Consider the following 20266-nt stretch of genomic DNA (forward strand, 5'->3'; position numbering starts at 1 on the left):
GCTCAACCACGGTGGGGAATGGAAGGGCGCAGTGATGCTGCCTGAGGGATGGCGATCCAGCACGATCGGCGCTGAAACGAGGATCCTGTCAGGCGGCACGCCCAGCAAGGAGAACATCAGCTTCTGGGGTGGCAAGTTCCCCTGGGTTTCGGCGCGAGACATGAAGACTATGTACTTGCGGTCGACCCTGCTTGGACTTACGGATGCCGGACGGGCTGCCTCGGCCGTTGCGCCAGCGAACGCCGTGCTCGTGCTGACCCGGGGCATGACATTGTTGAAAGACCTTCCCGTTTGCTTCATCCAAGAGGAGATGGCATTCAATCAGGACATTAAGGCCCTGCTCCCGAAGGGTACGTTGAACGCCCGATTCCTCGCGTATCAACTACTCGCCCGGAAGAACGAGATTCTTGACCTCGTAGACACCGCGGGCCATGGCACCGGTCGCCTTGATACCGAGTTGCTGAAAGACGTTGCATTGACCGTGCCGCCAGCCGATGAGCAGACACGCATTGCCGACGCGCTGTCCACATGGGATAAGGCAATCTCCAAGGCGGAGCAGCTTCTCGCGAACCGACGAGTGCAATGGCAAGGTTTGCTTGCACGTTGTTTGCACCTTCCAGCCGCCAATCCCGACGCACGAGGGTTGGCCGACAACGGGGGCTTCCCGCCCTCGGTACAGCCCGGAATCCCGAACCTGCCTCCCGCGCCGGCAGGGTGGTGTCGCACACCGCTTGGTCGCCATCTGACCGAGGTGCGCCGGCCCGCACCACTGACCCAGGATGAGACCTATCGTCTTGTGACAGTCAAGCGTTCGCGCGGTGGCGTCGAGTTGCGTGAGACCCTGGCCGGCCGCGAGATCAAGACACCAACGCAGTTCTATGTCCGCACCGGCGACTTCCTGATTTCTAAGCGGCAGATCGTGCATGGCGCTTGTGGCATCGTGCCTGCCGAATTGGACGGAGCGGTCGTCTCCAACGAGTACGCGGTGCTCAACAGCGACGGGCAGATCGATCTGCGCTTCCTGCGCTACCTATCCGAGTCGCGCTACTTCCAGCAGACCTGCTTTCACTCGAGCATCGGTGTGCACGTCGAGAAGATGATCTTCAAGACTGAGCGCTGGCTGAAGTGGCCGTTCAACATTCCACCGCTGCCCGTCCAACTGCGCATCGTGGAGGTGCTGGACATCGCGAGGCGAGAAGTGGAACTCATCGCTGCGCAGATCGAGCGGCTCAAGCAAGAGAAGACCGCGCTTATGGCCGACCTGCTTACCGGCAAGCGCCGCGTCCGTGTTCCTGCCGCCGAGACCACGCCATGACCGTCGCCGTCCCCAACTCGAAGGAGCAGTACGCCACACACCTTCCGGCGCTGCATCTGCTGTGCAACCTAGGTTGGAACTTCCTGACCACGGCCCAGGCGCTGGCACTGCGCGGCGGCACACGCGAGGTCATCCTGAGGTCGCGCCTGGTCGAGGTGCTACAGACCCGCCTCTACGAGTACAAGGGCCAGTGGTACCCGCTGTCTAGCAGCGGCATCGAGCAGGTCGTGCGGGAGTTGTCTGCCCTCAGCTTGGCTGAAGGGCTGCTGCCGGCCAACGAGCGGCTCTACAGCAAGCTGGCCTTAGGCATCACGGTCACGGAGTTCATGCCGGATGGCAAGAAGCACCAACCGACCATCGCAGTGATCGACTGGACGAGTGCTTCGGCGAACCGCTGGGACGTTACCGAGGAACTGGAGGTCTTGTCTGCGCAAGGCACACACCACCGGACGCCAGACGTGGTGGCCTACGTGAACGGTATCCCGTTGGTGGTGATCGAGGCCAAGCGTCCGGAGTCGGGCGGCGGCAGCCACCCCTCCAAGGCCATGGTCCAGGAGGGCATCAGCCAGCACCTGCGCAACCAGCGGCCAGACGAGATCCCCAACCTCTTCGCGTACGCCCAACTGCTGCTGTCCATCAGCCAGACCGAGGGGCGCTACGGCACCACCCACACCGCCGCCAAGTTCTGGGCCAAATGGCGTGAGGAAGAGTTCGACGACGCTCACCTGCAGGCCGTCAAGAACGCTCCGTTGTGTCCGGACGTCCGTGCCGCGTTGTTTGAAGGCAAGCCTGCATCACTCGCCACCTACTTCGACGCGCTCTGGAGCGCGCCGATGCAGGCCGCTGAGCAGGATCGGTTGCTGGTCAGTCTGCTGACGCCTTCACGCCTGTTGGAGTTTTTGAGGGGCTATGTGCTCTTCGACCGCAAGGTCGGCAAGATCGTCGCTCGCTATCAGCAATTCTTCGGCATCCGTGCCCTGCTGTCGCGCATCAGCCAGAAGAAGCCTGATTCTCAGGGCGGCGGCCGTGAGGGTGGTGTTGTCTGGCACACCACGGGCTCCGGCAAGAGCTTCACGATGGTGTTCTTGACCAAGGCACTGCTGCTGGTCGAGAGACTCAAGGAATGCCGGATCGTGGTGGTCACCGACCGCGTGGATCTTGAAACCCAGCTCTCGCGCAACTTCATGACGGGCGGGGCCTTCGGCTCCAGCATTGCCACGCAGAAGGATGGCGAGCGCAGCCGCACCCTTTCCGGTCGCGACCTGGCTCAGCGCATCGGCAAGGGGACCGAGCGGATCACCTTCACGCTCGTCCACAAGTTCAACACGGCGTCCAAGTTGCCCGAGTGTCGCAATGACTCGCCGGACATGATCGTGCTGGTCGACGAAGGACACCGAAGCCATGGCGGCGAGACTCATGAGCGGATGAAGAAGGCCTTGCCGAAGGCGGCTTACATCGCCTTCACGGGCACGCCGCTGCTCAAGGACGAGAAGACCTCCAACAAGTTCGGCCCCATCGTCCATGCCTACACCATGCAACGCGCGGTGGAGGACGAAACCGTGGCGCCGCTGCTCTACGAAGAGCGTGTGCCGGAACTGGACATCAACGAGGAGGCTGTCAACCGCTGGTTCGACAAGATCACCAGCAACCTCAGCGACGCGCAGCGCAGTGACCTGAAGCGCAAGTTCGCAAAGAAGGGTGCCATCTATGGCGCCGCCAACCGCATTGAGTTGATCGCGTGGGACATCGCGACCCACTTCAACGAGAACATCAAGAAGCTGGGTCTAGGTCTGAAGGGCCAAGTCGCGACTGACAGCAAGCTGGATGCGATCCGCTACAAGAAGGCGTTGGACGAGACAGGTCTGGTGACGAGCGCGATCGTGATCTCGGCACCCGACACCCGTGAAGGCAACTCGGAAGTCGACGAGGACACGCTGCCTGAAGTCCAGAAGTGGTGGAAGCAAGCCATGGCCACCTGTGGCAACGACCCCGAAGCCTATGAGAAGCAAGTCATCGGTGACTTTGGCACTGACGGAGCGCCGGATCTGCTGATCGTCGTGGACAAGTTGCTCACGGGCTTCGATGAGCCTCGCAACACGGTGCTGTACATCGATAAGCCGCTGAAGGGCCACAACCTGATGCAGGCGGTGGCGCGGGTGAACCGCCTGCATGATGCCAAGCGCTACGGCGTGCTGGTGGACTACCGCGGCATCCTGAAAGAGCTGGACACCGCCATTCGTGCCTATCAAGACCTCGAGTCACGCACGCAGGGCGGGTTCGACATCAAAGATCTGGAAGGGCTGTACCACCAGTTCAGCACCGAGTACAAGCGTCTGCCTGCGCTCCATGAGCAGCTGTGGTCGTTCTTCAAGTCGGTCACCAACAAGCTGGATCGCGAACAGTTCCGCCAGGTGCTCACCCCTCGCTTCGTGAAGGACGCCGATGGCACCGAGTACGACGAGCGTCAGAAGCTGCGCGACGACTTCTATGACGCGCTCACGGCTTTTGGCCTGTGCCTCCAGACGGCACTGTCCTCGCGGAGCTTTTTCGAGGACAAGAGCTTTTCGGAGGATCTGATCACTCGCTACAAGAGTGATCTTCGCTTCTTCACCGAACTGCGCCAAACGGCTCGCCGAGATGCCATGGAGACAGTGGACTACAGCGTCTACGAAGAGCAGATCCGCAAGCTGGTCGACAAGCAGGTCATCGGCACGGAGGTGCGAGAGCCTGACGGTGTGTATCTGGTCCACCAGCTGGGCCAGGAGAAGCCGGAGGATTGGTCGGAAGAGAAGACCCGCAATGAGACCGACATGATCCGGACCCGGCTGCGGAAGACCATCGAGCAAGAACTGGCTGAGGATCCGTACGCACAAAAGGTGTTCGGTGAGTTGCTTCGCCATGCGATCGCCGAGGCCGAGGCGATGTTCGACCACCCGCTGAAGCAATACGCCTTGTTCAAGTCGTTCGAGGAACAAGTGGCGTCGCGGGCAACGCCTGGTACGCCGGATGAACTGGCAGCCAACCCACATGCCAAAGCCTACTTTGGTGCCATGCGCTTGGTGCTGGGTGAAGACGGCTTTGCCGCTTTGGATTCCCAGGCCCTGGAGCGCTTGGTCCAGCAGTCCCTGGCCATCGACACCGTGGTCAGGGATGCAGTCGCTGAGAACTCGCTCAACCCACAGAACATCGAGGCAGCGATCCGCAAGGGGCTGCTGCCACTGCTGTTTGGCAGCCTGGGCCTGGACAACGCGAAGGAGGTGGTGGAACAAGTCATCCAGATCACTCGCATCGGCCTCAGCAAGGCGTGATCATGGAAGTGTTAGATCTTGATGGTCAGCACCGTGTGGCGTATGGTGATGAGCAGATTGCGTTCACGTTGCGCCGGCAATCCACACGCGTCGTTTCGCGGGTAGCGATCCACGTTGAGCCAGATGGACGCGTGCAGGTCGACGCGCCACCGGCAACACCGCTTGCCGATGTTCTGGCGGCTGTGCGCAAGCGCTCGCGCTGGATCAGTCAGCATGTCGCTGCTGCCAAGGCACGGATGGCGCATGTGCTGCCGCGCCAGTATGTGAGTGGAGAGTCCATCCACTACCTTGGCAAGCGGTATCGGCTCAAGGTTGTGGTTGAACCGGCGAGCGCTGCCGAGGCAAAGTTGCGTGGGGCGTTTGTGGTGGTGAATGTGCCCCGCCACGACGTCGATCAGATCAGGGCATGTATCGACACTTGGTACCGTGATCGGGCCCGCGAGGTCTTCGCGACACGCCTCGAGGTCGTTTCCGAGCCGTTGAGGTGGATTCTCCAACTGCCGTCGTTTCGCTTGCAGTTCATGACCCGCCAATGGGGCAGCTGCTCCCCATCAGGCCGACTGACTCTCAACCCTTGGCTGGTGGCTGCACCGCGCGAGGCCATCGACTACGTGTTGCTGCACGAGCTTTGCCATCTGAAGCATCACAACCACAGCCGTGCCTTCTACCAAGCCTTGGCGAGACATCTTCCCAATTGGGAGCGGATCAAATTGCGGCTGGATGAGCAGGCAGAGATATTCCTGCGTCGGTGAACTTCAGAGCTGGTCCGTTGCTCAGGATGGGTTGTAGTCCATGCCGCCGCGCAGTTCGTCGCAGCTGGCCCAGAGCTTGGAATTGAGGTCGGATTTCTTGATCGGCATTTGGTCGGACTGATTCGGATCCAGACTTTTGTGTCGTTAGGCTCTGCCCACAGTGTTGCTTAGGTGGGTGAGTGCATCGTAGATGCGCCAGGCTTGATCCAGTTTTTCCTCTGGCGATAGACGCTCCCGTCGAACTTTGGCTTGCCGCAGAGCTTCGGCGAATGCCACCGTGAAGCGGTCTCTATCTATGCGGAGCGGCGCGGCACGCAAACCTGTCAACAGGAATCGCACATCGACGCCGATTGACTCCATTGCAACGAGGGTCTCGGCTGCTGGCGAGCTTCGACCACTTTCGTACTGAATGACGCTCAGCCTCGAGCAGTTGACTGCGGCCGCGAGCCCCTGCTGCGTGAGGCCGAGGCGCGCCCGCTCGTCGACCAGACGCGCGCCAATGTCCCGTCGGATCTCAGCATTTCTCATTCAACAGGTAAAGAGTAATTTACAAATATAGGTATATAAATATAAACTACTCGCAGAATGCCGATGGCGGCGCTAGGAGTCGTGCACCAGTGGCCTGGAACAACTGCGCGGCTCCGCCACCAGGCTTGCGCAGAGTGAGCAGGTCAGCCCAGGAGGTGAGCCGTGATCCACGCGGAATTGATGCCAGATGAGCTAGCCCTGGGACTTCTGGGGCGACTGAGATCCTTGAATGGGTGGCAAGGCCACCAAAGGGGCATGGCAACTAGCCAGTTGCGCGATTCACTTGACGCTGAGGGCCTCGCCACCGAAGGTCTTAGCAATGCCGACTTGCTGGCGCTCGCGGCGGGAATCCCAACAGCTCAGTTCGTGCGCTTCCACACACTGTTGCCATTCAGGTTCGTTGCCTCTGACTTCGGTGCGCACGTTCCCTATGGATCGCCATGCAGCGCAGGCACAGAGCAGGTCTACGGGCTTGCGTTGCCAACGGGGCGGCTCTTTGCATGCCGGGCATGCGCGTCCGAGGATGTTGGCCGCTGGGGGTTCAGTTGGTATCGACGCTCACACCAAGTTCCCGGTCTGGAATGGTGCGAGAGGCATCGGATGACACTTTCGTGGATTGACGATGGAGATCCGAGCGGCGAGTTGCCGCACACTTGGTTTGAGCGGGGGGGAGTTCGCGAAATCTCCGTCAGGACTTTTGCCCTGCAATGCCAGAAAGGCGCCCTGCGACGCTATCTCTCAGTTTGCAGCGCACTCCTGGACAGGGCAGCGCCCGCCGACTCCAGGGCTCTGAACCGCAAGCTGATGGCGCGTGCCAGCGCGCTGGGCATGGGCGTCGACTCTGAAAAGCACGAATGCAAGCTCAAGACGGCGATATCAGCGTTTGCCGACCAGCATTGGCTGTCTGCGCACTTTCCGGATATCCAGAAGGGCGAGCGTCTTGCAGAGACGAGGCTGGGGCGCTTGCTGCGTGATCCAAGAGCCGTCGCGCAGGGCGCCGACTACGGCTTGGTCATTTCCTTGCTTTACGACGACGTAGATGAGGCAATGGACCTGCTGTTCGGGATTCGGAAGCGCGTCGGCGTGTCGATGAGTGCTGCGCGGCCAGATGCGTCGCGCCAACCCGCTCAAGGTGAATTGGTCATGACCAGCTGATGCCCTTCGTCCGTACGACGCCGGCGTGTGGCTTGCTTCAGTGCGGCTCCGGTGAGCGGCATGCGATCTAGCTTGCTGAGCAGGGGTTTCAAATCAGGCACTGCCTGACACAACGCGCCAATCGTGACTCGCTTGGGCGCGGTCTTGGCTGCGATCAAGAGGCAGGCCCTGGCAACCTGGCCTGCGTAATCCCTATCTCGCGCGTCCCAGTCGACTCGGGAGTGGTTTGACCTCGGTGCAGGCGGTTGCTTCTTGGCTTGAACTTCGAGCCAGGCGCGATCATTGCGGTAAAGCCAGGCGAAAGTTGCAGGCGCCATTCGTCGGATGTCTGTATAGGTCGCATGCGGATTCCGGGCCGCTATTGCAGCCCAATCGGCGCGGGCCCGACGCATCGCCTGCGTGAACCGAGCCCCGCGCCAGGCGTCAGCAAGTCCAATCTCTGTCCTGAGAGTGTTGGTCACCGTTTGAATCGAGATGCCACACGACTCGGCGATGACCGCTTTGTCAACGCCACGACGAAGAGCTCGAATGACCTGCTTACGCACGTCCGGCTTCAAGAGTTTTGGGCGTCGGTCTACTCTGACCGCTGCTTGGGCCGCCCAGGCCATGGCCGTGCCAGTGGCAATGCCGACAAACGCCGCTGCTGCGGTGACCGACATCCCGGCATCGATCCGGTTTAGAAGCTCTGCTCTGCGGGCATCTACCTTCGCCGAAGCCATGTTGGCGAGGTCGGGCGCGCTTGAGCCCCTTATGTGGTGTGGGACGGCAATCTTCGAGTCGGCACAGTAGGCGGCCCAGAAGGATTCCCATGTGCCGAACAGCGCTATCACCATTGCGAAATGTCGCAGTGGATGCGTACCCGTTCTAGGAGGACGCAGCAGACGGGCGAACTGCGCAATCGCTTCTTCCGGGCAGCTCGGCAGTGCTGACAGCTCTGGGATTGCTCGAAGCGGGGCCACCGCAGTCGCAAGCGCTTCGCCAAAGGTGGCTGTGCATAGGCGGCCGATACTGGATATCAGTCCTTGCTCGGCGGCAGCACTGCGATACGTCGACGCCAACCGAACGTCGTCGAAGTGAAATCCGTTGGGAAGCGCCAGAACCTGCTCACCGCAGGTGACAAGCTGTCGCCAAATCGGGTGTGCTGCCTCCGGCGGCCGTTCTGATACGGGCACCATTGACTTGAGATCCGGCAAATGCCAGAGGAATCGCCCGACCCCAGTAGCCTTAACCGTTGATCGAAGCAGCATCTGGTGGTGCCGTGGGCAGATCCAGGTGCTAGGAAGTTGGTGGACCAGCCTCCAATGCGGTGTGCCACCGACGGCTTGATCCTGGGCCATGCAGTCGGAGCACGCCTTGAGGGGGTGGTGGGCACGGAAGCGCGTCGCCAGCATCCCTAGCTGTCCCTTCAATGGGCCAATGCCCGCGCCACGCATGGCCGCGCAGGCATTGCGCGCGACACCCTCCGATCTATATGGAAGGTAGAACGGAAGCAGGGTTCGATGCCGAATGACTGATTCGGCACTGCCAAGCGCGCCACCGGTCCGTTCCACAAACTTGTCCAGGCACGACGGCAGATCGTGGGCACTTCCCAGCTGCGCGTGACCAAAGAGGGCGCGGCACGTGTCGGATGCCAGTGCTCGGCAGCTGATCACGTGTTGTCGACTGGCGAGGCTGAACAACGTTTCGTCATCGCGCCATTCGTCGATGAATGGTGCGTCAAAGAGCGCGCGCGACGTGTGCTTGGTCACATCGATCAGGCATCGATGAATACTGAAGACACGATTGCGAATACGGGTGGCGTATCAATAAGTGATTGATTCATAAGGATATTTTCTCAAATAGTTGTTGCCAGGCCTGAGCAATCTGTGCACAATCTTGAGCAAGAAGGTGCATGCGACATCCTGTCGCACGAGTGGGCGGATGCCGGTGGCGCCGGGTCAGCTGAGGGCCAGATCCTTATGCAGCTTGTCGAAGCAGAACTGCAGATGAACATGGCAAGAGGGCCGAATGGGCCGGAGCCTGCCGCTCCTGGCCTATCCGCCGAACAACTCGCGTGGCGAAGATTCCGCGCTGAAGGCGTAAACGTTCGAGCCTGGGCCATCGAGCGAGGCTTTCATCCTGGCCTTGTCTATTCGGTGCTCCGCGGCGAGCGCAAATGCGTGCGCGGGCAATCTCATCAAGTGGCGGTCGCATTGGGGCTGAAGCCCTCGGCCAGCTAACGCGACCTCCCGGAGGGCACTGCCATGCTGAAGGACCCGTGAACGAAAAAAGCGCTTACGGCCTGCCAGCCGTAAGCGCTTCCCGTCCGGGGAGACCCCAGAGTCAAACTCACAACTGAACTCTATCGTCGCGATCGCGACGGGTCAATCTCCCCCTTTGCACACTTTTGTGAACGCTGCGGCGGGCGAGGAACAACCGCGCCCAGAGGGGATGCAAATGACGCGAAGGCAGGTGCTTCTCGTGCTTGGCGGGACCGGGGACGCCACCGCCATTGGTGCCGTCACGAACGGTGGTGCTTGATGGCTCAGTTCAAGATTACCGAGGCCAGGCTACGCACGATCAAGCAGCGTCAATGGAAAGACCGGTGGGGTTCTGACTACGTGGCGGGGATCTGGGCCGACCCAAAGGAGGCCCCGGGCATCAGCACGGGATCGATCCTGCGGCCTGCCAAGGTGGGACTGCGCGAGTTTCATACCCTTAGCTCTGCTGAAACCTTCGCATCGCTTCTTGTCCTGATGCACCCGAACTGCTGGGAAGTGCAAGAGCAGCGAATCATGTATCCGCTGCCGCGGCCGCACCTGTTGTTCGGACACCCCAGGGCGAGCGGGCTTCCACTCAAGCAGTTCGCCGGGTCGATCGAGATCGCGGATCGCCTCGGCCTCAAGCATCCAAAGGTGCGAATTCGGCTTGGCCCAAAACCGCAAGACTGGCCGATCGCGCCGTTTCCCTATTTCAGCGACTTGCTCGCTTACATGGAGGACGCACAAGGCCCGTACGTGGTCAACATCTCGGTCAAGAGCAAGTTATCTGACTTCAGGCGTAAGGGGCCGAAGACGTCCAGAAGCAGAGCTAATGAAGACGACCCTGGGACGGTAGCTAGGCAACAACTTGAAGAGAACTACTACGCTTCTGCTGGAATTCGAACGCAGCCCATCGGGCGTGACCAGATGCCAGACGACTTGTGTTGGAATCTGCGAGACCTCTTCCTGGACGACACCTATCCGCTCGAGGCGACTGATGCTCAGCGTCGGGAAGTCATTGAGATCTGGCGGGACGCAATTGGTCGCGATCTACCGGCGTACGTGTTCGCCCGAAAGATTGCAAGTAAGTGTGGCGTGCCAGAGCGCGAAGCCACGGCGATTCTCCGGCAGTCCATATGGCGCCGCGACCTGCGTGTCGACTTGTTCCGTCCCATCTTGATGACCGACCCATTGCGACCCGAGGTGGACGACGTTTTTGTGCGCTTCGCTGCGTGGTTTTCAAGGTAGGCCGACGTGTTCGTGGGACTCCAATTCGAAGCTCCGAATGGCTATGGGTCTTTTCGGCAGGGGGTTCGCTACTACTTCGCAGGGGACAGATCCGATGGCAGCGTTCTCATCGTCTGGTTCGCCCGTCACAAGAAGCAGTGGCGCGCGCATGTGCTCATGCCATCCAGGGCGGACTTCGAGTCTTGGATCACGGGCGATGCCCCTGTGCTCAAACGTCTTGCCGTTCAGTACCGACTGCCGCCGTGGCTGCAAGAAAACGAAGGCTTGGATTTCGCTGCCCTCGAGGAGCGAAGGTACAAAAAGAAGAGAAGGTCGTATCAGGGGCAGGCCGAGGATCGACTGTTCAAGATCGCTCCAGCGCTAGCTAAAGCAATGCAAATATTGGGTGCAGAAGACCCACTACGTGAAATCGCAGCAAGTGCAAAGGAACTGGCAAACCCCTCGTCGGCTCATCCGCATCGCCTGCAAGTGTGGTTCTTCGCTTACATGCTCCACGGCCAAGACCTGTGGGCTCTGAAGCAGCCGACGCTTGGCTACACAGGGACGTGGGACCGCCGTGATGATGCGCATAAGGAGAAAAAGTATGGCCGTCCTCCACTAGCTGGCACCTGCTTCGGATCGTCGTCAGCTCCAATGCGAGACCGGATCGTAAAAGCGTACCTCACCTACGCGTCAGAAGGTGTGACGATGACGTCCATTCACAGAACAGCTTTGTTGGATAAATGGGGCTGCAAGGCGCTTGAGGTTGACGGGGTCCACACATACGTCCACCCACAGAACAAGCCGTTTCCCTCCTACGGGCAGTTTCGATCGGTAGTGGTCGGAGAGCTTGGCCTCGACCAGGTTCAGCTGAAGCTCTACGGTGCGCCTCGAATTCGTTTAAAGGCGCCAATTGAGAACGGCAACTACACACAGCAATACGCCAACATCCTGGAGGGGCTCGAGGTCGACGCGTACTACACAGAACGCCCGACATCCATGTTCTCGAGCGATCCTGGGGAGCCGCTTTCAGTTGCTCGAGGAATATGCGTCAAAACGGGCAGTGTCGTTGGCGTCGGCTTCTCACTAGGTGCCGAAGATGGTGAGGCATACAGATCCATGCTGTTCTGTATGGCGGCGCCCAAGTCGTACATTGCCTGGCTCTACGGAATCCCTGAGGGGCATCTCAACTGGATCATGCAGGGGCTTCCGCCCAACTTCGTTTCTGACCGCGGGCCTGGTGGCCATCGAAAGGTAGCGGAACGACTGCAGCAAGCGTTTCCGATCAAATCAATCGTGGGCTCCTATGCCGGGCAGTCAAAGGCTTGTGCCGAGTCCAGTCATCCGCGTGATGTCAAGCTCGAAGGCGCGCCCAAGTACAAGCAAAGTGAACTGAATGCAATTCAGATGGCGAAGCGCGAGCTGTATCGCGCAGCCAGCGACAACCATTCAAGCAACATTGCCCCGCGGTTGACAGATCAGGAGATCGTCGACTTTCGCAAGGAAGGGCGAGTTGCGACTCCGCACCACTACTGGCAGTACCTCGATCAACGCTGTCGAACCCACGCTCGGAGCCTTCCTCTAGAAGAAGCTGTACGCGCTTTCTGGACCCCCATCAAGTTAACTGTAGACCGCTATGGCGTTCGGCACCGGCATCGGCACTATTCGTCTGAATCGTTCGTCGCGTCGGACTTGCATAGGAAACTGGCCGGTCGGGTGGATACGGTGGAGGTTCAAGGCTACATGCTCAGCCTGGTTGTGCGCTGCATCTGGGTTGAGCATGACGGACGTCTCTTCCAGGTTGAGGCGGATTCAAGATCGCGGATAGACAAAGACGACTTGAATGTCTCCGACGCAGACCTTGCGCACGTTAAGGGAGAGCGTGCGGCCCTCGAGTCCAGCACTCGCATCAGTGCCTCGGCGGCAGCAGCGAAAGCCGAGAGTGAGTTCTCCGAAACTACGGGCAAAAGTTGGCACGCGGGAGGACTTCGCAATGGTGTGCCGAAGAGGGTGAGTGGAACGGCCGCTCACGAGTCGCAGGTCATCAAAGGCAAATCTAGGAGGAGAGCAGCATGAACGCCATGCCCCTTGTAGGCCGATATGCGACTGATCTGACCGATGACGATATAGATCGCGCCGTCAATATTGCGCCGGTTCGAATAGAGCTGCATGGAAACGACGCGAATAGGTTGGCGGACCTGCTGGACGGTACCTTGCGGCGCATCTTCAAGGCAGATCGCCAAGTCAGATCCATCATCCGCTACTTACTGTCAGCGGCGCGGGCGCATGCGGAGATACATCTGGCGACCGAGAAGGCCTATTTGGCCGGCTTGTATGGGAGGCATCCTTGGGGACACGTCATGACCCCTGCGATCTGCCTAACGGGACTAGGAGGCGTTGGGAAATCGGACCTCTTCCATGCTTTAGCTCGATTACTCGGTCCGGCGATCGCGTTTGCCGTCGCTGGCCATTCCAATCTGAAGTCGTCACCGCTGTGGCAGTTGAACGCCTCGGAAGGCCTTGGGATCAATGCGTTGTTGCGGCCCCACGTAATCCACGAGGGTGGTGTGAACGATGCGGCGGTGATCAGCGCCAAGGATATGCGGTCGCCCCGTCTTGTTCACCTTGCAAGTCGAACGTCGTGGCGAGATGGCGCGTGCCTGATGGTCGCAGATGAACTTCAGCATGTCTCGTTCGGCGCGGATTCCAATGCTCAGGTGACGGCGCTTCTCATCAAGCTCCTGCAAATCGGCCCACGCGTTGCTTTCGGCGCTAACTTCAGCTTGCTTCACAAGTTGCTCAGACGAAAACAGGAGGACCACCAGCGCCTGTTGACTCGCCCGCTACTGATGGAGCCGATGTCCGTCGATGATGAGGACTTTTCTGCCTACGTGCGAGTCGTCATCGGCGTTGCCCCGGAGTTTCTTGTCTTTGACCCCAGGCAACACCAGGAACAACTTCACCTCTATACGTTCGGAATCAAGAGGCTAGTCGTTGAACTTGTTGTGCTTGCCTTTCGGTTGGCGCGGTCAAAGAACAGGAAGGCGACCGTCGGAGGTCAAGAGCTTCTTGCTGCATATCGCCATTTTGATTACTCAGCGAACCGGGAGGCCGTCGAACTGCTGCATCGACAGGCGATCCAAAAGCAGATGCTTCGGGAAGACCTGTGGTGCCCCTTGGCTGGAGTTGAGCCGATCACCCAGTCCCCATCGAATGTCGTAGATGCTGACGCCGCAATCCAGCATTTCGAACGTCGTGTTGAAGAGGCTCTTCTGGATGCTGCCCTTGGACCCAAGGCGAAAGGCGAGAGCCCCCAGGAAACGCGAGTTCGCAAGAGAAGCACGGCAGTTGTTACGCCGATTCGCGCGGGGAAGGCAACGAAGGAAGACCTGATTGCCGGCGCCAACGCGTGGAACGACCTGTGATCATTGCCGAACCTCGCATGACAACGAAGTCCAGGTTGAACAGTCACACGTCGGCCGGGACCTTTTCGTCTACACGCCTCTCGAAATCTAAACGTCCAGACTCGTTCCCAAGCGATTGCACCTCATCTCCAGGCTGAACTTCTGGTCGAAGGACGCCCTTCGGCATCTGCAGTTTCAGCCCCAACACTCTCGACTCCGGTGTTTGCGGTATTGTCCCGCCCTGTGACTGCATTCACCATCATCACAAAACCGATTGGAGTTCATCAAATGGCCAAGTCCCTTACCAGCATCCTGTCCCAGATCGAGCGCCTGCAAAAGGAAGCCGCGGCCATTCAGTCTGAAATTGTCACACGCATACGCAAGGACATCGCCAAGTACGGGCTGACAGCTGACCAGTTGTTCAGTGCTGCAGGCGGCGTGAAACAGGCACGTGCAAAGCCTGGCACCAGGAATACCAAAGTTGCTAAACCGCCGAAGTACGGCGACAGCGCAGGCAACACCTGGGGCGGCATGGGCAAGCGCCCTCAATGGATCCGCCAGGCACTTGCTGCGGGCAAGGCGCTGGAGGACTTTCTGATCGTCAAGTCGACTCCATCGACGCCCAGCAATGCGAAGGCGCCCAAGGCTGTCGCCCCCAGGAAGGGCAAGGCTAAGCCCGCGGTGGCAGCCAAGCCAGCCGCCAAGAGCCGTGCTGCGGCGAAGCCAATCCCTCCGCGCAAGTCGCGAACCAAGGCTGCTGAAGCGTCGGCCCAAGCTTGACCCTTTCTATAAGTGTTTTCCCTTGGTGCTTTTGCGCCTCCGCCTATGCCGAAAGTGCGATGCCCAGTCGGTCCGAGCACAGGTCCGACGCCTGCGTTGAAGTCGCAACTTGACATGAAAGTCGCAACTTAAAGGGGGGCAGTGCATGAAATTGCTGGCTCCGATTGGGTTCACGCAGTCCCCTTCCGTCGCGACGCTGCACGCGTGGTCAGTGTGGGAGGTGGTGGACGACGACAACAGCGTCGTTCGATTGGTCGTGGGTTGGATAAAGCCGACTAGGCTCCGGATCACAAGCCCAATAGATCGGTTTGAGGGAGGAGAGGTGGTGACCAGGTCCGGCAGCGTCTATAGGCTGGTGGGGACCTGCGCGAGCCCGGAGGAATTGGAAGACCAAAAGGCTCGCCGTAACGTGCTGCTGGGCGGCCGCGATGCAGTGGATGTGACTGCCACTTACGCCGGGGCCCGCTAGTGGCGTCTGCTCGTAGTCTGTCAGGTGACATCCAGTACTGGCCCCCCTGACGACATCCAGAACTGACCCCTTCATTAGAAGGAGGCCCGCACGACGGACGTTGTTAATGATCCTTCCCGCGTCATCGATGGAGGAAGGGACCGAACGAGGGAAGTAGGCGAACGCTACGTGGGCTCTCGACGCCGGCGCTCGGCCGCGAGTCGATCCATCTCCTGATCGCCTATCTCCCGCGTCCGGTCCCGCTCTGCTTGCTCTGCCTCGGCGTTTATGCGCGCCTGGCGGTAGGCCTCAGCCGATTCCTTGGTGATCTGATCCTGCCGTTCGATCCAAGCCGAGATCTGCTTGTCATAGACGGAGAAGACGAGCCCAAGCACCGTGAAGCCAGCCAGGCCAGCAACTGCATACAGCCACCAGCGCATGTGCTGACTGACTCGCGCCCGAAAGTCCCGAGGCGCCTCCACGCGATCCTGCGACCACAAGCCCTGCCGCGCCCGCTGAGCTTCGGACAGGGCGGACTGGTACCGCTCGCGGTCGGGCTGGTTCTGCGCATCGAAGTAGTCGCGCCAGGCCAGCCCGCGGCGAACCAACTCGAGGTTCACGACGTGGCCATGTGGCTCGACCACCTCGACTATGGCGATGCCGTCTTGGTGCCTCCCGCGAATCTGTGCCGTCACTTGTCGGCCAAGCACCATGGCAGACAGGGCTGATTGCGCTTCATCGGCGAAGGGCTGACCCCGCTCGGGCGCGTCGATGAAGGCCAGGCGCAACTGGTGTTCACGCTGGCGGGCGTCGACCAGCGTGATGACGCCGCCACCCACGACGCCAATGACCTGACCGTGCAGCGGCTCGTCCGCCCATGCCGGCACCGCAAAGCCAAGGCCCATCGCGCAAACCACGGCAAGAAGTCGGACAAGCTCAATCATCACTTCTCCTCTGAACGGTGAAGGACCGCTCAACGCTTGGTTCCGACGATCAAGTCGCGCAGCACCCGTTTAGCGAGCTCCGGCTCCCCATTGGCGGCCAACGCGATCATTTCATTCAGCAGCGCCTCCACAAAACCCGGATCGTCCTTGGCACGCGTCGTCACGGCCAGTTTGGCATCGGTCGTCAAGCGCCCTTCGAAGTCCTGAAGCACCTCTTCGGGCAGCGGGTCATCAAAGTTGGCGGGTACATCCAACTTCCCGCTCAGCATTCCTATGGCGCGGCGCTTTCGAGCTGCATCGACTTTGGCTCTCAACTTTCCGATGACTTCTTCGGCCGGGATCCAGTCGCCCGCGGCGATAGAGCGCTTGATGGCCTCTCGGCCGCGCCGCTCGAACTCGGCCTGGCGCCGCAGGCGTTGCCTTTCGGCCCACTCGAGTCGTCGGTACTCCCGACGGATGCCCCTTACGGCGCCGGTCAGCGGCGCGAAGTAGAACCGAACGCTGTGGCCGAAGAAGGCTTGGAGCGAGGACAACCGCCGCCGAGGCGCTGGCGGCTCATTGAGTGGCCTGCGCTCTTGAACTTGCACGTCGTCCGGCTCTTGCCGCGAAGCGTCCGCAGCATTCGGAAACTCGCCGCCATGCCGATCCAGGTCGAACAGACCAAGGCTCTTGGCGTTCGGGTCGTCGATCCGCAGCCACGGTCCGAGAACGTCCTTGAGGCAATGCTGGCACAGGTCGACCTGGACGTGGTTGCCATCGCCAAAGATGGAGGCGTAGCCTGCCTGCTGGTTGATGCTGACGAACTCTTGAAACTCCAGTTCCGTATCGCCCACCTCAGCCAGGCGGTCGCAGCGATCACACCGGATCTGCTTGACGAAGGACGCTGGTCGCACATCTTTGATCTGCATGGGGACTCCGAGGACTTGATGTCTGGCGGCACGGCTATGCGGAGGCGCCTCCTCCGCAGGCACGTGAGACCTGCGCACACTCGACGGGCGCCACCTTCTACGGCAAGATGCATCATAAACATCAGGTAAATCAACAACTTAACGTACTTCTCCAGTATGGATTCGATACTTAATGCACCCACTGTGCGGAGCCCCTGCGCGAGCACGCTCGGTGATGCAGGACACCAACTGGAGTGGACATGACTGACTTGATCGTGCTGCCGCCACCGAAGCGCACGCGCTCTCGGCGGCTCCGCAAGAAGCTGCGCATCGGCGAGTTCCAGACCCTGGGCTTCGATTACGAACTGACATGGCAGGCGCCGCCGTCGATCGAGCTGCAGGATCGGTTCATCGACCAACTGCTCGAGCAGGTCATCGAGCCGCGCGCGCTGAGTCTGGGAGGGGGGTCAACTGTGGCTTCGTGGCCGCGCGACGGGGCAGTGTCACGGAGGCCGATCGCGAAGCCTTCGACAGCTGGATTCGCAACTGGCCCGACATCGCCAAGTCCGAGATCGGACACCTGCGGGACGCCTGGTATGACGAGGCACCCGGTGCGCCGCCCCATTCCCCGTAGACATCACACACATATGGAAGACGAGATCAACGGATGGAACATCGGTCGTGCAAGCCGGACGTGGACCGGGCCGGAAGGCCTGGAGAAACTCAATCGCCTACCCGGTCGCCTGGAAATGGATCACGGCAAGCTTTGCCTCGACAAGGCAGAACGACTCACGCTGTTGGCCGGCTTGCTTGAGAACTTTGGGCTCGACGAGGTGGTCAAGCTCGGCCGTCTGCAAGACTGGCAGGAGGCGATTGCCGCGCGTGCAAGCGCCAGCCCCGAGCTACCGGCTCCCGGGCCGAGGCCGACGCCGGCCAGTCACTGGAACTGTCGCGTCATCGAATTCCCGTCGGATGAAGAGACTTGGTTTGCGATCCACGAGGTTTATTACGAATACGGCGTGCCCGTCGCTTACAGCAAATCGCCCGCCGAGGCGGGCTGGACGGACGATGATGGTCCGGAGGCGGGGCTCAATCGGCTGGACAAATTCAGCGAGGCGCTGAAGAAGCCGGTCTTGAAGTGCGCCGACTTTGAAAACGCTCGGGCCAAAGCGACGCTGCTGAACAAGCTCTGTCAGATGATCGACCAAAGCGGTGGCGAAGTTGACATGACTGCCCTTTCGGCTTGGCTGAATGCTTGGCTCAATGAGCCCTTGCCCGAGCTCAATGGCGCCACGCCGGCGCAGGCGATGTACAGCGAGGACGGCCTGCGCCAGGTTGAAACCCTGCTCGAACGAATGCGCGGAGGCCGGTGTGCGTGAAATGTATAGCGACGTCCCGTTGAACGTGCCGCTGCCGTCGGACGGACTGACGGTCGGCGCTCACGGGGTCGTGGTCCATGTACACGGCCAAGGGGAGGCTTATGACGCTGAGTTCATGACTCCCGCTGGCGACACGATCGCAGTCGTCACGGTCGCGGAGGAGCAGCTGGAACCATCACCTCAAAATGCCGAGGCGGCTGCTGCGTGCCAGTCATAGAGATGTTCTACAACCCCAAGCGGCGCCACGGCACGGCCAACCGCTGGCGACCGGCCAGCCACTACTTGAAGGTCGGGACCAGGCTGGTCTGAGACGTTCGCCGCCGAAGGCGTGAACAGCGGCGACAACGAATACCGGGCATCCAGCGCCGGTAGTCTCGACCGACTGCTTCATCTCCGATGCCTGCCGCCCGATATGGGTCGACGAGCTGGGGGTGAGGCACCGAACGACTGCTCTCGCCGACCGGCTCCTGCCTAGCGTGACCTTTTGCCTTCGCCGCCCCTCCGTCTGGGCCGGCAGCTACGTGCCCGAAGCGGACGTCGGCACAGGCCAACCACGCTTCCAGAAAGCTGCCGCTCAACGTTCAGGCTCAGCGGGTGGCTAACCGTCCGCTGGAGCGCACGGTTAGCCACCCGTCTTAGCCCGGCCCTGCAGTTAGCCTGGTGCGAACTCGCCGTGACTGAGGTGATGAGAGCGGAGTCACGCTACTGCGTCCTGAAATGAGTCCCTGGGATCAAGGACGTGGAACCTCATGCCCAGCATCACAGCCATCATTGGCAGCGAGCCTGCCGACGCCTCCACGGGGGCGGTGCCAGCGACTGGCGCAGCATGGCCAGAAAGGCGGTCGTGCGCGCGCTGCGTCCAAAGCGCGTTCCCAGCAGGGCCACGACATCCGCAGGCGGCACTTCCCAGGCAGGCAGCACGCGCTTGAGGTGGCCGGCGGCGAGGTCGGCGGCGACATGCCACTCCGACCGGATCGCCACACCCTGGCCTGCCAGCGCCCATTCACGCACCACGGCGCCGTCGTTGCTGCACAGGGTCGGATGGATGCGCACGGTGGCCGGCTCGCGCGACGTGTGCGTGAAGCGCCACAGCGTCACGTCCTCGTCGTTCTCCCGGACGACAAGGCAGCGGTGGCTGGCCAGGTCTTCCGGGGACCGAATGGCCGGGGCCTTGGCGAGATAGGCGGGGCTGGCGCAGAGCATTCGCCGGTTGGGCGCCAGCGTCGTGACGATCTGGCCAAGCGGGCCCTGCGGGCCGATGTGGATAACGACGTCGTTGCTCTCGACCAGGCGGGTGCCCGGATGGTCGGACAAGTCCAGCGCCACCGTCACACGAGGGTGCGCCTGCGCAAAGGCGTCGAGCACCGGCGCTACGTGAAGCCTGCCGAAGCCGTGCGGCGCCGCCACCCGCAGATGCCCGCCGACGGCGTTCTTGCGATCACACAAGGCCTCGGTGAGGGCCTCCATCGCGTCGGCCACGATCGCGCCGTGCGATGCGACGAGCGCGCCTTCGTCGGTCAGCGTCATCTTGCGGCTCGAGCGATCAATCAGCCGGATGCCGAGCCGCGCTTCCAACGCTCGCAGGCGCTGGGTCACGGCGGGCGGCGTCACGTCCAGCTTCCGGGCCGCTTCGGCGAGCGATGCCGAGCGGGACAGCACGTTGAAGAAGCGCAAGTCCTCTGAGCTGATCATTCAGTCTGGCCTTAATGTTGCATGCAGGGTGCGTAAATTGTAGTTAGCGGCTATCCCCCGCATCATTCGATCCAGTTCATCGGCCCATGCCGGTACGCAGGGCACCACTGGAGGCACGAAATTGGTTCACACAGCATTCGCAACGGCGGCGCAAGCCGAAGAAACAGCCACCACGCTCGAAGACCTGGCAACACCCTGTCTCGTCCT

General features: G+C 60.9%; 16 protein-coding genes. 11 read left to right on the plus strand and 5 right to left on the minus strand.

What is annotated here, in order from left to right; translation table 11 throughout:
* Positions 1-34 precede the first annotated feature (34 nt).
* The 3 genes from ASD35_RS26320 to ASD35_RS02640 are packed head-to-tail and all read left to right on the plus strand — an operon-like array spanning position 35 to position 5375.
* Complete coding sequence (locus ASD35_RS26320) at positions 35-1315, plus strand: restriction endonuclease subunit S (protein ID WP_082579829.1); 1281 nt, start codon at positions 35-37, stop codon at positions 1313-1315.
* Positions 1312-4623: a type I restriction endonuclease subunit R gene (locus tag ASD35_RS02635; RefSeq protein ID WP_056873338.1), complete on the plus strand. Its 3312-nt coding sequence runs from the start codon at positions 1312-1314 to the stop codon at positions 4621-4623. The genes ASD35_RS26320 and ASD35_RS02635 overlap by 4 nt, the downstream gene beginning before the upstream one ends.
* A 2-nt stretch (positions 4624-4625) precedes the next feature.
* The gene (locus ASD35_RS02640) at positions 4626-5375 is read left to right on the plus strand and encodes a M48 family metallopeptidase (protein ID WP_056873339.1); all 750 of its coding nucleotides are present in this window, start codon (positions 4626-4628) and stop codon (positions 5373-5375) included.
* A gap of 144 nt (positions 5376-5519) precedes the next feature.
* Here ASD35_RS02640 and ASD35_RS28455 read toward each other — a convergent pair whose 3' ends face one another.
* Positions 5520-5903, minus strand: a complete 384-nt coding sequence (locus tag ASD35_RS28455) for a helix-turn-helix transcriptional regulator (protein ID WP_082579830.1) — start codon at positions 5901-5903, stop codon at positions 5520-5522.
* Positions 5904-6065: 162 nt separating this feature from the next.
* Here ASD35_RS28455 and ASD35_RS26330 point away from each other — a divergent pair, with 162 nt between their 5' ends.
* The gene (locus ASD35_RS26330; RefSeq protein ID WP_082579831.1) at positions 6066-7058 is read left to right on the plus strand and encodes a TniQ family protein; all 993 of its coding nucleotides are present in this window, start codon (positions 6066-6068) and stop codon (positions 7056-7058) included.
* Here the strand turns inward: ASD35_RS26330 and ASD35_RS26335 are convergent.
* Positions 7031-8806 (minus strand): TnsD family Tn7-like transposition protein, encoded by a 1776-nt coding sequence (locus ASD35_RS26335; RefSeq protein ID WP_082579832.1) that lies wholly within the window; start codon positions 8804-8806, stop codon positions 7031-7033. The genes ASD35_RS26330 and ASD35_RS26335 overlap by 28 nt on opposite strands.
* Positions 8807-9049: 243 nt before the next feature.
* Between ASD35_RS26335 and ASD35_RS26340 the strand changes: the two genes are divergently transcribed.
* The 5 genes from ASD35_RS26340 to ASD35_RS28460 all read left to right on the plus strand — a co-directional run bounded on the left by ASD35_RS26340 (position 9050) and on the right by ASD35_RS28460 (position 14709).
* Positions 9050-9277 (plus strand): DNA-binding protein, encoded by a 228-nt coding sequence (locus tag ASD35_RS26340; RefSeq protein WP_082579853.1) that lies wholly within the window; start codon positions 9050-9052, stop codon positions 9275-9277.
* 300 nt (positions 9278-9577) lie between these two features.
* Complete coding sequence (locus tag ASD35_RS02650) at positions 9578-10546, plus strand: hypothetical protein (protein WP_056873341.1); 969 nt, start codon at positions 9578-9580, stop codon at positions 10544-10546.
* A gap of 6 nt (positions 10547-10552) precedes the next feature.
* The gene (locus tag ASD35_RS26920; protein ID WP_157275314.1) at positions 10553-12601 is read left to right on the plus strand and encodes a hypothetical protein; all 2049 of its coding nucleotides are present in this window, start codon (positions 10553-10555) and stop codon (positions 12599-12601) included.
* Positions 12598-13950 carry a hypothetical protein gene (locus ASD35_RS26925; RefSeq protein WP_157275315.1) on the plus strand — a complete coding sequence of 451 codons (1353 nt, stop codon included), beginning with the start codon at positions 12598-12600 and terminating at the stop codon, positions 13948-13950. Before ASD35_RS26920 ends, ASD35_RS26925 begins: the two co-directional genes overlap by 4 nt.
* A 267-nt stretch (positions 13951-14217) precedes the next feature.
* Complete coding sequence (locus ASD35_RS28460; RefSeq protein WP_082579833.1) at positions 14218-14709, plus strand: H-NS histone family protein; 492 nt, start codon at positions 14218-14220, stop codon at positions 14707-14709.
* A gap of 633 nt (positions 14710-15342) precedes the next feature.
* Here the strand turns inward: ASD35_RS28460 and ASD35_RS02670 are convergent.
* On the minus strand, positions 15343-16101 hold the full coding sequence (locus ASD35_RS02670; protein WP_082579834.1) for a thermonuclease family protein: 759 nt from the start codon (positions 16099-16101) through the stop codon (positions 15343-15345).
* Positions 16102-16130: 29 nt separating this feature from the next.
* Positions 16131-17009: a hypothetical protein gene (locus tag ASD35_RS27755; protein WP_200955998.1), complete on the minus strand. Its 879-nt coding sequence runs from the start codon at positions 17007-17009 to the stop codon at positions 16131-16133.
* Between the two features lie 239 nt (positions 17010-17248).
* Here ASD35_RS27755 and ASD35_RS28465 point away from each other — a divergent pair, with 239 nt between their 5' ends.
* Positions 17249-18367 (plus strand): 50S ribosome-binding protein YggL, encoded by a 1119-nt coding sequence (locus ASD35_RS28465; protein WP_369819186.1) that lies wholly within the window; start codon positions 17249-17251, stop codon positions 18365-18367.
* 1 nt (position 18368) lies between these two features.
* A complete protein-coding gene (locus tag ASD35_RS28470) occupies positions 18369-18584 on the plus strand; it encodes a DUF4926 domain-containing protein (RefSeq protein ID WP_056873348.1) in 216 nt (71 codons plus the stop codon).
* A gap of 551 nt (positions 18585-19135) precedes the next feature.
* On the opposite strand, the gene ASD35_RS02695 is transcribed toward ASD35_RS28470, so the two are convergent.
* On the minus strand, positions 19136-20059 hold the full coding sequence (locus ASD35_RS02695; RefSeq protein WP_056873349.1) for a LysR family transcriptional regulator: 924 nt from the start codon (positions 20057-20059) through the stop codon (positions 19136-19138).
* Positions 20060-20266: the final 207 nt, after the last annotated feature.

Origin of the sequence: Pelomonas sp. Root1444 (assembly GCF_001426885.1) — a bacterium.
Classification (GTDB): domain Bacteria; phylum Pseudomonadota; class Gammaproteobacteria; order Burkholderiales; family Burkholderiaceae_C; genus Pelomonas.

What these genes read in the sequence shown, in the direction of transcription:
- ASD35_RS27755 (WP_200955998.1), bottom strand. Translation starts at nt 17,009, where the DNA reads ATGCAGATCAAAGATGTGCGACCAGCGTCCTTCGTCAAGCAGATCCGG.
- ASD35_RS28455 (WP_082579830.1), bottom strand. Translation starts at nt 5,903, where the DNA reads ATGAGAAATGCTGAGATCCGACGGGACATTGGCGCGCGTCTGGTCGAC.
- ASD35_RS02640 (WP_056873339.1), top strand. Translation starts at nt 4,626, where the DNA reads ATGGAAGTGTTAGATCTTGATGGTCAGCACCGTGTGGCGTATGGTGAT.
- ASD35_RS02650 (WP_056873341.1), top strand. Translation starts at nt 9,578, where the DNA reads ATGGCTCAGTTCAAGATTACCGAGGCCAGGCTACGCACGATCAAGCAG.
- ASD35_RS02635 (WP_056873338.1), top strand. Translation starts at nt 1,312, where the DNA reads ATGACCGTCGCCGTCCCCAACTCGAAGGAGCAGTACGCCACACACCTT.
- ASD35_RS02670 (WP_082579834.1), bottom strand. Translation starts at nt 16,101, where the DNA reads ATGATTGAGCTTGTCCGACTTCTTGCCGTGGTTTGCGCGATGGGCCTT.
- ASD35_RS28465 (WP_369819186.1), top strand. Translation starts at nt 17,249, where the DNA reads ATGACTGACTTGATCGTGCTGCCGCCACCGAAGCGCACGCGCTCTCGG.
- ASD35_RS28460 (WP_082579833.1), top strand. Translation starts at nt 14,218, where the DNA reads ATGGCCAAGTCCCTTACCAGCATCCTGTCCCAGATCGAGCGCCTGCAA.
- ASD35_RS26340 (WP_082579853.1), top strand. Translation starts at nt 9,050, where the DNA reads ATGGCAAGAGGGCCGAATGGGCCGGAGCCTGCCGCTCCTGGCCTATCC.
- ASD35_RS26320 (WP_082579829.1), top strand. Translation starts at nt 35, where the DNA reads ATGCTGCCTGAGGGATGGCGATCCAGCACGATCGGCGCTGAAACGAGG.
- ASD35_RS26925 (WP_157275315.1), top strand. Translation starts at nt 12,598, where the DNA reads ATGAACGCCATGCCCCTTGTAGGCCGATATGCGACTGATCTGACCGAT.
- ASD35_RS02695 (WP_056873349.1), bottom strand. Translation starts at nt 20,059, where the DNA reads ATGATCAGCTCAGAGGACTTGCGCTTCTTCAACGTGCTGTCCCGCTCG.
- ASD35_RS28470 (WP_056873348.1), top strand. Translation starts at nt 18,369, where the DNA reads ATGTATAGCGACGTCCCGTTGAACGTGCCGCTGCCGTCGGACGGACTG.